This is a genomic window from Pseudomonas extremorientalis (assembly GCF_001870465.1).
GTDB classification, from domain to species: Bacteria; Pseudomonadota; Gammaproteobacteria; order Pseudomonadales; family Pseudomonadaceae; genus Aquipseudomonas; species Aquipseudomonas extremorientalis.
The window spans coordinates 1-14,349 of the sequence record NZ_MDGK01000028.1 but is presented as its reverse complement, the minus strand read 5'-3'; the positions used below and the strand labels follow the sequence as shown (position 1 = coordinate 14,349).

The following is a 14,349-nucleotide window of genomic DNA, read 5'->3' as shown; positions in this document are numbered from 1 at the left end:
TCAGGCAGGAACCCCATGATGGACGCCTTCGAACTTCCCCGCACCCTGGTCCAGTCCCTTCAACGTCGCGCCGCGCAGACCCCGGACCAGGTCGCCTTGCGCTTCCTCGCCGAATCCGCCGAGCACAGCGTTGTGCTCAGTTATCGCGACCTCGACCAGCGCGCCCGCACCATCGCCGCTGCCTTGCAGGCCAATGCCGAGCTGGGCGATCGTGCGGTGCTGTTGTTCCCCAGCGGCCCGGATTACGTCGCGGCGTTCTTTGGTTGCCTGTACGCGGGGGTGATCGCGGTGCCGGCTTATCCGCCGGAGTCCACCCGCCGCCATCACCAGGAGCGCCTGCTGTCGATCATCAGCGATGCCGAGCCGCGCCTGTTGCTGACCATCGCCAGTCTCGCCGATGGCCTGGCGCAGATCGAAAATGCACCGCCGGTATTAAGCGTCGATAGCCTGGAAGGTGTCGGCAATTGGGTCGGCCCTGACCTGCACCCGGACGATATCGCCTTCCTGCAATACACCTCCGGCTCCACTGCGCTGCCCAAGGGCGTGCAAGTCAGCCACGGCAACCTGGTGGCGAACGAAGTGCTGATCCGGCGCGGTTTCGGCATCGACCTCAACCCCGACGACGTGATCGTCAGCTGGCTGCCGCTGTACCACGACATGGGCCTGATCGGCGGCCTGTTGCAACCGATCTTCAGTGGCGTACCGTGCGTGCTGATGTCGCCGGCCTACTTTCTCGGCCGGCCGTTACGCTGGCTGGAAGCGATCAGCGAATACGGCGGAACCATCAGTGGCGGGCCGGATTTCGCGTATCGCCTGTGCAGTGAGCGGGTCAGTGAATCGGCCCTGGACCGCCTGGACCTGAGCAAATGGCGCGTGGCCTATTCCGGGTCCGAACCGATCCGCCTCGACACGCTGGAACGCTTCGCCGAAAAGTTCGCCACCTGTGGTTTCACCCCGAACAATTTCTTCGCCTCCTACGGCCTGGCCGAGGCGACCCTGTTCGTCGCCGGCGGTAGCCGTGGCCATGGCATTCCCGCGCTGCGCGTCGACGAACAGGCCCTGGCCGCCAACCGTGCCGAGCCAGGGCACGGCAGTGCGATCATGAGTTGCGGCACCAGCCAGCCCGAACACGCGGTGCTGATCGCCGATCCGCACAGACTCACCGAACTGCCCGATAACCACGTCGGTGAACTCTGGGCCAGCGGGCCGAGCATCGCCCACGGCTACTGGCGCAACCCCGAGGCCACCGCCAAGACCTTCGTGCAACATGCCGGCCGTACCTGGTTGCGCACCGGCGACCTGGGTTTTATCCGTGACGGCGAGGTGTACATCACCGGCCGCCTCAAGGACCTGCTGATCGTGCGCGGCCACAACCTGTACCCGCAGGACATCGAGCAGACCATCGAGCGCGAAGTGGAAGTGGTACGCAAAGGCCGGGTCGCCGCGTTCGCGGTGAATGACCATGGCCTGGAAGGCATCGGCATTGCCGCCGAAATCAGCCGCAGCGTGCAGAAGATCCTGCCGCCTGATGCGCTGATCAAGGCGATCCGCCAGGCTGTCGCCGAGGCCTATCAAGAGGCGCCGAGCGTGGTGGTGTTGCTCAATCCCGGTGCCTTGCCGAAGACTTCCAGCGGCAAGGTGCAACGCGCGGCGTGTGCGCTTCGTCACAGGGACGGCAGCCTCGACAGCTATGCGCAGTTCCCCGATCTGCAAGCGCAGGTGAGCACTGGAGCGCTGGAATCCGACCTGCAAAACCAGATCGCCGCGATCTGGTGCGAACAGTTGCAGGTCGCGACCGTTGCGGCCGATGACCACTTCTTCCTGCTTGGCGGCAACTCCATCACTGCCACCCAAGTGGTCGCGCGCCTGCGTGAAACCCTCGGCCTGGAGTTGAGCCTGCGCCTGCTGTTCGAAGCGCCGACCCTGCAAGGCTTTGCCGCGACTGTCGCGCAATTGCAGCAGGATGGCGGTGTCGCCCAAGGTGTAATCCACAAGCTGTCCCGTCAGGAGGAACTGCCCCAATCCCTGGCACAGAACCGCCTGTGGATCACCTGGCAACTGGACCCGCACAGCAGCGCCTACACCATCCCCGGTGCCCTGCGCCTGCGCGGCGAGTTGGACGAAGACGCGGTGCGCGCCAGCTTCCAGCAATTGATCCAGCGCCACGAAGCCCTGCGTACGCGCTTCTATGAGCGCGACGGCCAGGCTTTCCAGCGTGTCGACGCCAAAGCTGATTTCGAACTGCAAGTCATCGACCTCAGCGACCTGCCCGTTGCCGAGCGCGAAGCCCGTGCGCAACAGATCCGTGAAGACGAAGCGCGCACCCAGTTCGACCTGGAAAAAGGCCCGCTGCTGTGGGTGACCCTGGTGCGTCTGGATGACGAAGATCACCAACTGCTGGTGACCCTGCACCACATCATCGCCGACGGCTGGTCGCTCAATATTTTGATCGACGAATTCTCGCGCCTCTACGCCGCCGCCGCCCAAGGCCAGACCCTGGAACTACCGCCCCTGGTCCTGCAATACGCCGACTACGGCAGTTGGCAGCGCCAATGGCTGGCCGAAGGTGAAGGCCAGCGCCAACTGGCGTACTGGAAAGCACAGTTGGGTGAAGAGCATCCCACCCTCAGTCTGGCGACCGACCACCCGCGCTCGGTACACCACTGTCACAGTGCCTCACGCCACACCGTGCGGCTTGGCGCCAGCCTCAGCAAAGCGATTCGCCACGCCGCCCAGGCCAACGAGTCCACCCCATTCATGCTGCTGTTGGCGGCATTCCAAAGCCTGCTGCATCGCTACAGCAGCCAGCGCGATATCCGCATCGGCGTGCCCAACGCCAACCGCCCGCGCCAGGAAACCCAAGGCCTGGTCGGCTTCTTCATCAACACCCTCGTGTTGCGTGCCGAGCTAGATGGGCGCCTGCCGTTCAACGAGCTATTGGCCGCGACACGCCAAACGGCATTGGGCGCCCAAGCCCATCAGGACCTGCCCTTCGAGCAACTGTTGGAAGCCTTCCCGCAAGCCCGCGAACAGGGCCTGTTCCAGGTCATGTTCAACCACCAGCAACGCGACCTCAGCGCCTTGCGCCGCCTGCCGGGCATGCTCGCCGACGAGCTGCCGTGGCATAGCCGCGAAGCCAAGTTCGACCTGCAATTGCACACCGAAGAAGACCGCAACGGGCGCCTGAGCCTGTCGTTCGACTACGCCGATGAACTGTTCGAAAACGCGACCATCCAGCGCCTGGCCGAGCACTACATCAACCTGCTGCATGCCGTCTGCGAACAGCCTCGACAAGCCATCGGCGACCTCATGCTGATGCAGCACGACGAACAGGCGCCATACAGCGAAGCCCCTTGCGCGCCCGCCCAACAGTGGCTGCCCGATCTGCTCAACCAGCAGACCTCGGACAGCACCGCGCTGGTCTGGGACGGCGGCAGCCTGACCTTCGCCCAATTGCACACCCAGGCCAACCGCCTGGCCCACTACCTGCGCGATAAAGGCGTGGGTCCGGACGTGTGCGTGGCCATCGCCGCCGAGCGTTCGCCGCAACTGCTGATCGGCCTGCTGGCGATCATCAAGGCCGGTGGCGCCTACGTCCCCCTGGACCCGGATTACCCCGCCGAACGCCTGGCCTACATGCTCAAGGACAGCGGCGTCCACCTGCTGCTGACCCAGACTGCATTGCTGGAGCGGGTGCCGAGCGCTGACGGCGTGTGCGTGATTGCGATGGACAGCCTGCACCTCGACAGCTGGCCCACCCAGCCGCCCGGCCTGCACCTGCACGGCGATAACCTCGCCTACGTGATCTACACCTCCGGTTCCACCGGTCAGCCCAAGGGTGTGGGCAATACCCATGCGGCGCTCGCCGAGCGCTTGCAGTGGATGCAGGCCACTTATCAACTCGACGCCACCGATGTACTGATGCAAAAGGCGCCGATCAGTTTCGACGTGTCAGTGTGGGAATGCTTCTGGCCGCTGACCAGCGGTTGCCGCCTGGTGCTGGCCGGCCCCGGTGAGCATCGCGATCCGCATCGCATCGCGCAGTTGGTGCAGGAGCATGGCGTGACCACGCTGCACTTTGTGCCGCCGCTGTTGCAGCTGTTTATCGATGAGCCGCAGGTGGCCGAATGCAGCAGCCTGCGCCGCCTGTTCTCCGGTGGCGAAGCCTTGCCCGCCGAGCTGCGCAACCGCGTGCTGGCACAGTTGCCAGCGGTGCAATTGCACAACCGTTATGGCCCCACCGAAACCGCGATCAACGTAACCCACTGGCACTGCCACGCCGAAGACGGCGAGCGCTCGCCGATTGGCCGTCCGCTGGGCAATGTGATCTGCCGCGTGCTGGACGAGCAGCTCAACCCGGTGCCGCTGGGCGTGCCGGGTGAGCTGTGCATCGGCGGGATTGGCCTGGCGCGGGGTTACCTCGGTCGCCCTGGGTTGACCGCTGAACGCTTTGTTGCCGACCACCAAGGCACGCGCCTGTATCGCACCGGCGACCGTGCCCGGTGGAACGCCGACGGTGTGCTCGAGTACCTTGGCCGTCTCGATCAGCAGGTCAAGCTGCGCGGTTTCCGCGTGGAACCGGAGGAAATCGAAGCGCGCCTGCTCGCCCTGGATGGCATCGCCCAGGCCGTGGTGCTGGTGCGTGACGCCCAGTTGCTCGGCTACTACACCGCCCATGCCGAACTGGACGAACAGCAGGTCAGGACCGCCCTGGCCGCCGAACTGCCGGAGTACATGGTGCCCGCGCTGTTGATGCGCCTGGACGCCATGCCGTTGAGCCCCAGCGGCAAGTTGGACCGCCGCGCATTGCCGGAGCCGGTGTGGCAAACCCGTGAGCACGTCGAACCCGAAACGCCGTTGCAACAGCAGATCGCTGCAATCTGGCGCGAGGTCCTCGGGCTGCCGACAATCGGCCTGCACGATGACTTCTTCGCCCTGGGCGGTCACTCCCTGCTGGCTACGCAAATCATCTCCCGCACCCGCCAGGCCTGTGATGTCGAGCTGCCGTTGCGCACCTTGTTCGAAGCCAGCGAGTTGGGCGCTTTCGCCGAACAGGTCGGGCTGATCCAGGCCTCGGGCCAACGCAACCAACAAACCGCCATCGCCAAGGTCGACCGTAGCCGGCCGGTGCCGTTGTCCTATTCCCAGCAGCGCATGTGGTTCCTCTGGCAGATGGAACCGGACAGCCCGGCCTACAACGTCGGTGGCATGGCGCGCCTGCGTGGCGTGCTGGATGTCGGGCGTTTCGAGGCGGCGTTGCAAGCGCTGATCATGCGTCACGAAACCCTGCGCACCACCTTCCCGAGCGTCGACGGTGTGGCCTGTCAGAAGGTCTCGGCACAGACCGGCTTGCGCATGGACTGGCAGGACTTCTCCGCGCTGGCCGAACCCGAACGCCAGCAACGCTTGCAGCAACTGGCCGATCACGAGGCGCATACGCCGTTCAACCTGGAAACCGGGCCGTTGCTGCGCGCCTGCCTGGTCAAGGCCGCCGAGCGTGAGCATTACCTGGTGCTGACCCTGCACCATATCGTCACCGAAGGCTGGGCCATGGACATCTTTGCCCGTGAACTCAGCGCGTTGTACGAAGCCTTTATCGACGAACGCCTGTCGCCGCTGGCGCCGTTGCCGGTGCAATACCTGGACTACAGCGTGTGGCAGCGCCAGTGGATGGAAGCGGGTGAACGTCAGCGCCAGTTGGATTACTGGACTCGGCAACTGGGCACCGAACATCCGCTGCTCGAAATGCCTGGCGACCGCCCACGCCCACCGGTGCAAAGCCATCGGGGCGAGTTGTACCGCTTCGATTTGAGCGATGACCTCGCCGCCCGCGTGCGTGCCTTCAACGCCGAACACGGCCTGACCCTGTTCATGACCATGACCGCCACCCTGGCCGTGTTGCTCTACCGCTACAGCGGCCAGACCGACTTGCGCATCGGTGCGCCCGTGGCCAACCGTATTCGCCCGGAAAGCGAAGGGCTGATCGGCGCGTTCCTCAATACCCAGGTGCTGCGTTGCCAGCTCAACGGGCAGATGAACGTGGCTGAGCTGTTCGAACAGGTGCGCCACACCGTGATCGAAGGCCAGTCCCATCAGGACTTGCCCTTCGACCACTTGGTGGAAGCCCTGCAACCGCCGCGCAGCGCGGCCTACAACCCGCTGTTCCAGGTGATGTGCAACGTGCAGCGCTGGGAATTCCAGCAGAGCCGCCAACTGGCTGGCATGACCGTCGAGTACCTGGCCAACGATGCCCGCGCGACCAAGTTCGACCTCAACCTGGAAGTCACCGACCTCGACCATCGCCTGGGTTGCTGCCTGACCTACAGCACCGATTTGTTTGATGAGCCACGCATCGCCCGCATGGCCGAGCATTGGCGCAACCTGTTGGAAGCGTTGATCGCCAATCCCGAGCAGCGTCTGAGCGAATTGCCGTTGCTCAGTGCTATGGAACAGCGCGCGCTACAGGACAGCCTGGGCGTCGAAGCCGGTGAACATCGCCTTGATCAGTGCATTCACACGCTGTTCAGCCAGCAGGCGAAAGCCCGTGGCGATGCGCCCGCGCTGACCTTCGCCGGCGTTACCCTCAGCTACCGCGAACTGGACGCCCGCGCCAATCGCCTGGCCTGGATGCTGCGCGAGCGTGGCGTCGGCCCGCAGGTGCGGGTCGGCCTGGCGTTGCCGCGTTCGCTGGAAATGGTCATCGGCCTGCTGGCGATCCTCAAGGCCGGCGGCGCCTACGTGCCGCTGGACCCGGAATACCCGCTGGACCGCCTGCACTACATGATCGAAGACAGCGGCATCGGCCTGCTGCTCAGCGATGCGGCGATGTTCGATGCCCTTGGCGAATTGCCGGCGAGCGTGGCGTGCTGGTGCCTGGAAGATGATTTGCCGGTACTCGCCAACTACCCGACCGATGAGCTGCCGTTGATCAGCCTGCCGCAACACCAGGCGTACTTGATCTACACCTCCGGCTCCACCGGCAAGCCCAAGGGCGTGGTGGTGGCCCACGGTGAAATTGCCATGCATTGCGCGGCGGTGATCGAGCGGTTTGGCATGCGCCCGGACGATTGCGAGCTGCACTTCTATTCGATCAACTTTGACGCCGCCACTGAGCGCCTGCTGGTGCCGTTGCTCAGCGGTGCGCAGGTGGTGTTGCGTGCCCAGGGCCAGTGGGATGCCGAGGAAATCTGCGGATTGATCCGCACCCATGGCATCAACATCCTGGGCTTCACCCCGAGCTACGGCAGCCAGTTGGCGCAGTGGTTGGCGACTCAGCAGCAGACCTTGCCGGTGCGCATGTGCATCACCGGCGGCGAAGCCCTGACCGGCGAACACTTGCAGCGCATTCGCGCGGCGTTCCAGCCGCAGGTGTTCTTCAACGCCTATGGCCCGACTGAAACGGTGGTGATGCCGCTGGCCAGCCTTGCACCGAAGCAGTTGGAGGAGGGCGCCGCCAGCGTGCCGATCGGCAGCATCATCGGCGACCGTGTGGCGTACATTCTCGATGCCGACCTGGCCCTGGTGCCGCAAGGGGCGACCGGTGAGTTGTACGTCGGTGGCGCCGGCCTGGCTCAGGGTTATCACCAGCGTCCGGGCATGACCGCCGAGCGTTTTGTCGCGGACCCGTTTGCGAGCAACGGTGGGCGCCTGTACCGCACCGGCGACCTGGTGCGCCAACGCGCCGATGGCCTGGTGGAGTACCTGGGGCGGATCGACCATCAGGTGAAGGTTCGCGGTTTCCGTATCGAATTGGGCGAAATCGAAACCCGCCTGCTGGAGCACGAGTCCGTGCGTGAAGCAGTGGTGCTGGCGCTGGATTCGCCGAGTGGCAAACAGCTGGTGGCTTACCTGGTCAGCGATGCCGAGCACCACGCATTGCGCGATGCGCTCAAGGCGCACCTCAAGGCGCAACTGCCGGACTACATGGTGCCCGCGCACCTGATCGTGCTCGACAGCATGCCGTTGACCGCCAACGGCAAACTCGACCGTCGTGCGTTACCGCAGCCGGACCCCGAGGCGAATCGCCGGACCTATGTTGCGCCACGCAACGAGCTTGAACAGACGTTGGCAGCGATCTGGTGCGCCGTGCTGAATGTGCAGCAAGTCGGCCTGGACGATAACTTCTTTGAACTGGGCGGTGATTCGATCCTGTCGATCCAGGTGGTCAGCCGTGCGCGGCAGGCCGGGATTCATTTCAGCCCTCGCGACCTGTTCCAGCACCAGACCGTGCAAACCCTGGCTGCCGTGGCCACGCGCTCCGAGCTCATCTGCGCCGAGCAAGGCGTGCTCACCGGCCGCTCGGGCCTTACGCCGATCCAGCACTGGTTCTTCGACACCGAGATCCCGAACCGTCAACACTGGAACCAGGCGCTGGTCCTCAAACCCTTGCAACTGCTGGACCCTCATCGCCTGGAGCAAGCGCTGCTGGCGGTGCTGGAACACCACGATGCGTTGCGCCTGAGCTTTTCCCAGCGCGATGCACAGTGGCACGCCGAGCATCTGGCCGTGCCGGAAGGTGGCGTGCTGATGCAGGCGCAAGTGCGTGATATGGCGCAGTGCACTGCGCTGTTCACCGACACCCAGCGCAGCCTCGACCTGCAACGCGGCCCGCTACTGCGCGCCTTGCTGGTGGACGGCCCCCAAGGGCAACAACGCCTGCTGATCGCGATCCATCACCTGGTGGTGGATGGCGTGTCCTGGCGCATCCTGCTTGAAGACCTGCAAACGGTCTACCGCCAACTGAGCGACGGCCGCTCCGTCAGCCTGCCGGCCAAGACCAGCGCGCTGCGTGACTGGTCTGCGCGTTTGCAGGCGTATGCCGGCAACGAATCCCTGCGCGAAGAGTTGAGTGTCTGGCAAGACCAATTGGCTGGGCCGGAAACCGTATTGCCGGTGGCCCGTCCGCAAGGCTCGCTGCGTAATCGCGATGCCGACACCGTCAGCGCGCGCCTGGATGCCGAGCACACCCGCCAGTTGCTGCAACAGGCCCCGAGCGCCTATCGCACCCAGGTCAACGACCTGTTGCTGACCGCCCTGGCCCGTGTGCTGTGCCGTTGGACTGGCCATGCTTCGGCACTGATCCAACTGGAAGGCCACGGCCGTGAAACCCTGTTCGATGATATCGACCTGACCCGCAGCGTCGGCTGGTTCACCAGTGCCTACCCGCTGCGCCTGACCCCGCACGCCGGGCAGGGCGATTCGATCAAGGCGATCAAGGAACAACTGCGCGGCGTGCCGCATAAGGGCCTGGGTTATGGCGTGTTGCGCTACCTGGCCGATGATCTGTGCAAACACAGCATGGCTGCCTTGCCCAGCGCGCAGATCACCTTCAACTACCTGGGTCAGTTCGACCAGAGCTTCGGCGCCGATGCGCTGTTCCACCCGCTGGACGAGTCCGCCGGCCTGGCCCATGACCCGGACGCGCCGCTGCCCAACGAGTTGAGCGTCGACAGCCAGGTGTACGGCGGTGAACTGGTGCTGCGCTGGACCTTCAGCCGCGAACGCCATGATCAACAGAGCATCCGTGAACTGGCAGATGCCTATCTCGCTGAGCTGCAAAGCCTGGTCGCACATTGCCTGCAGGACGACGCCGGTGGCCTCACGCCGTCCGACTTCCCGCTGGCCCACCTGACCCAATCGCAACTCGACAACTTGCCGGTGCCCGCCAGCGTCATCGAAGACGTCTACCCGCTGACGCCGATGCAGGAAGGCCTGTTGCTGCATACCCTGCTGGAGCCGGGCACCGGCCTCTACTACATGCAGGACCGCTACCGCATCAACAGCGCCCTCGACCCCGAGCGTTTCGCCCAGGCCTGGCAGGCGGTGATCGCCCGCCACGAAGCCCTGCGTGCGTCGTTCTGCTGGAACATCGGCGAAGACATGCTGCAAGTGATCCACACACCGGGCAGCACGCCGATTGAGTACCTGGACTGGAGCAACGACCCGGAAAGCGAACAGGAACCGCGCCTGCAAGCACTGCTCAAGCAGGAGCGCGAGGCCGGTTTCGATCTGCTCAACCAGGCGCCGTTCCACCTGCGGCTGATCCGCGTCGGCGCCGAGCGCTACTGGTTCATGATGAGCAACCACCACATCCTCATCGATGCGTGGTGCCGTTCGTTGCTGATGAATGATTTCTTCGAAATCTACATGGCCCTGGGCGAAGGCCGCGCCCCGCAATTGGCCACGCCGCCGCGTTATCGCGATTACATCGCCTGGCTGCAACGCCAGAACCTGAGCGAAGCACGCCAGTGGTGGCAGCGGAACCTGCAAGGCTTCGAGCGCACCACGCCAATCCCGAGTGACCGGCCGTTCCTGCGTGACCACGCCGGCCACGGTGGCATGGTGGTGGGCGACTGTTACACCCGCCTCGACGCTCGCGACGGTGCACAATTGCGTGAGCTGGCCCAGGCTCACCAACTGACGGTCAATACCTTCGCCCAGGCAGCGTGGGCGCTGGTATTGCGCCGTTTAAGTGGCGACCGTGACGTGCTGTTTGGCGTCACCGTGGCTGGGCGCCCGGTAGAGATGCCCGAGATGCAGCGCACCGTTGGCCTGTTCATCAACAGCATCGCGCTGCGGGTGAAGCTGCCCGAGGACGACCAGCGTTGCAGCGTGCGCCAGTGGCTGAGCGGTTTGCTCGACAGCAATATGCAACTGCGCGAGTACGAATACCTGCCGCTGGTGACGATCCAGGAACTCAGCGAACTGCCCAAGGGCCAGCCGCTGTTCGACAGCCTGTTCGTGTTCGAAAACGCCCCGGTGGAAGTCTCGGTGCTGGACCGTGCGCAAAGCCTGAATGCCACCTCGGACTCCGGCCGCACCCACACCAACTTCCCGCTGACCGCCGTGTGTTATCCGGGCGATGACCTGGGCTTGCACCTGTCCTACGACCAGCGCTACTTCGACGAAACCACCGTGCAAGGCATGCTCGGTGAGTTCAAGCGCCTGCTGCTGGCGCTGGTTCAGGGCTTCCATGGCGACATGGCCGACCTGCCGCTGATTGGCGAGCAGGAGCGTGAGTTCCTGGTGCACGGTTGTAACCAGAGCGAGCACGCCTACCCGCTTGAGCGCAGCTATATCGAGTTATTCGAAGAACAAGTGGCCGCGCATCCGCAGCGCATCGCCGCCAGTTGCCTCGACCTGCAATGGAATTATGAAGAGCTGAACCGACGCAGTAACGGACTGGGTCATGCGCTGATTGAAGCCGGCGTGGGTCTGGATCAACCGGTGGCGTTGCTGGCCGAACGCAACCTCGACCTGCTGGGTATGATCATCGGCAGCTTCAAGGCCGGTGCCGGTTACCTGCCGCTGGACCCGGGTCTGCCGAGCCAGCGTTTGCGCAGCATCATCGACTTGAGCCGCACGCCGTTGCTGGTATGCACCGAGGCATGCCGCGAGCAGGCCATCGAGTTGCTGGACGGCTTCGACTGCCAACTGTTGGTGTGGGAAGAGATACCGGCACGTGGCGAAAACCCGGGGATCTACAGTGGCCCGGACAACCTCGCCTACGTCATCTACACCTCGGGCTCCACCGGCCTGCCCAAGGGCGTGATGGTGGAACAGCGCGGCATGCTCAATAACCAGTTGAGCAAGGTGCCGTACCTGGCCTTGAGTGACACGGATGTAATCGCGCAGACCGCGTCGCAGAGCTTCGATATTTCCGTGTGGCAGTTCCTTGCCGCGCCGCTGTTTGGCGCACGGGTGGATATCGTGCCGAACACTATTGCGCATGATCCCCAAGGTCTGCTGGAACACGTTCAGACCCAAGGAATCACCGTGCTGGAAAGCGTGCCATCACTGATCCAGGGCATGCTGGCCCAGGACCGTATCGGCCTGGATGGCCTGCGCTGGATGCTGCCAACCGGCGAAGCGATGCCACCGGAGCTGGCGCACCAGTGGTTGCTGCATTATCCAGAGATTGGTTTGGTGAACGCCTATGGCCCGGCGGAATGTTCGGACGATGTGGCCTTCTACCGTGTCGACCTGGCGTCGACCCGTGGCACTTACCTGCCGATTGGTACACCGACCGACAACAACCGTTTGTACCTGTTGGATGGTGCGCTGGAGCTGGTGCCCCAGGGTGCTGTGGGTGAGTTGTGCGTCGCCGGCACCGGCGTAGGTCGCGGTTACGTCAGTGACCCGCTGCGCACCGCCCCGGTGTTTGTGCCGAACCCGTTCGGTGCGCCGGGCGAGCGCCTGTACCGCACCGGCGACCTGGCGCGCCGTCGCAGTGACGGCGTGCTGGAGTATGTCGGGCGTGTCGATCATCAAGTGAAGATTCGCGGCTACCGCATCGAACTGGGTGAAATCGAAGCGCGCCTGCACGAACAACCGGAAGTGCGCGACGCAGCGGTGGGTGTGCAGGAAGGTGTCAACGGCAAGCACCTGGTTGGCTACCTGGTGGCGGCTGATGCAGTGCTTAACCCAGGCGAACGCCTGGACCGCATCAAGCAACGCCTGCGCGCCGAACTGCCAGAATACATGGTGCCGCTGCACTGGCTGTGGCTTGACCGCCTGCCGCTCAACGCCAACGGCAAACTCGACCGCAAGGCCCTGCCGGCCCTGGAGATCGGCCAGTTGCACAGCCAGGACTACCTGGCGCCGCGCAACGAACTGGAAACCACCTTGGCCGCGATCTGGGCCGAAGTGCTGAAGGTTGAGCGGGTAGGGGTGCAAGACAACTTCTTCGAGCTGGGCGGCCATTCGTTGCTGGCCACGCAGATTGCCTCGCGGGTGCAGAAGACCTTGCAGCGGGATGTGCCGCTGCGGGCGATGTTCGAGTGCAGCACGGTGGCGGAGTTGGCTGAGTATATCGAGGGGCTGGCGGCCAATGAGATCAGTGCCGAGAAGGTGGATCGGTTGAGTGATTTGATGGCGGAGTTGGAGGGGTTGTGAGGGGGCCGTTGGTCTGAACTGTCAATTTTGACAGTAGGCGAGAAACCGTCAAAAGAGCTCACTTGAGGGAGACCTTCGGCCTCAGATCTGGCTGAGGGTAATAAGTCCTGAACACGGAGTTCTTATCATGGTTAAAAAAACCGCAACGCCGAACGGTTCTACAACGACTGTCGAAGCTCCAAAACCTAAACTGCCAAAGCCCAAGGCGCTGGAGGTGAACAGCCCGTTGGTTTCTAGTGAAGTGAACGCAACGGTGGCTACTTCCAGAATGAAGGGTTCATACCTGAAATTCGACCCGCGGATGGACGAGGATCACCCCATTACCGTCACGTTCCGCACACGGGAAACGCCTGGGCCGGTGTTCAAGGATATTGTGTATCCAAGCCCTGAGCCAGGCGAAGGAAAGACTGAAATCCCTCTGCCTTACATGACGAAGGCTATGGAATACACGCTCGTAATCAGTTATACCGGGACAGTAAATGGGCAAGCAGCCACTTCTTTGGAGAAAGAAGTTTTAATGGAGTTTTACCCAGCGAGCGAAGGTAAAGAGCTCGCCCCTTACTTTCTCAAAGAAAAAATTTTTCAAAATACACCTACCTTAGATATGCACGATTTCAAAGGGGATGGGATTGTCAAAACGAAGGTTCCTTATCTTGCCCAAGTAGGCGATAAGTTTTACTGCACTCTCGTTACGCAGCAATTTAGTGGGGATCCCGTTTTCTACACAGTAGCTTACGGGTATGAGTTAACGGTTGAGGATATTGAGTCAGGCGAACTTACTCATGCTGTTAGCCGTGGTTGGTTGGCGCGGCAAATACCACTGTATGAAGCAATGACCTTGCAATGTGGCTATATAACGAGTGGCTTAGCGGCGCAGCCTCCAGCCGACGTTACTAACCCCGATGAGAAGACGCTTCTTCCAAGGAATGCCCTTCAAATTCAATATCGTCGTACGACTGCTTTCATTGGGGACCAACGCCTTGATCTTCTGCCTGCACATTTGCGGCAGTCCGCCTTTTTCAACAATGAATGGTGCCTCAACCCAGAACTCACCAAACAAGGTGGGAATGTGGACACTCCCGGTTTGGACACCTATGCAGACGACCAAGTCTGTTTTTATGTGAGTGGGCCGGGTTATGGGAGCAAGCCGCTTGGCTGCGTGACAATCCAAAACGACGGGGATCTGGCAACCATCGAGCTATCGCCCTGTGTCATTGCCTGCTTTTTTAACAAGCCGATGACGCTGACCTACACCGTTCAATTCCCTAACAATAATGAACCACAGCGATCACCTGAACGTGTGGTCAATGTATTACTGCCACAATTTCCTCACGCTGAGATCGAACAAGCAACGGGCAATATCGTTGATCTCAATACATTTTCAACGGACGCGACTGCCTTTGTGTCTGTAGGGGACTATGCCGAATGTGCGAAATGTTGCTGGATGTGGATCAC

At 62.8% G+C, this 14,349-nt stretch carries 1 protein-coding gene and 1 pseudogene; both read left to right on the top strand.

Annotated elements, in window-relative coordinates; translation table 11 throughout:
- The first annotated feature begins 15 nt into the window (after positions 1 to 15).
- Complete coding sequence (locus tag BFN10_RS11420) at positions 16 to 12,894, top strand: non-ribosomal peptide synthetase (protein WP_071489787.1); 12,879 nt, start codon at positions 16 to 18, stop codon at positions 12,892 to 12,894.
- Between the two features lie 127 nt (positions 12,895 to 13,021).
- Positions 13,022 to 14,349 (top strand): annotated as a pseudogene (locus tag BFN10_RS11415) (hypothetical protein); the annotation flags it as partial.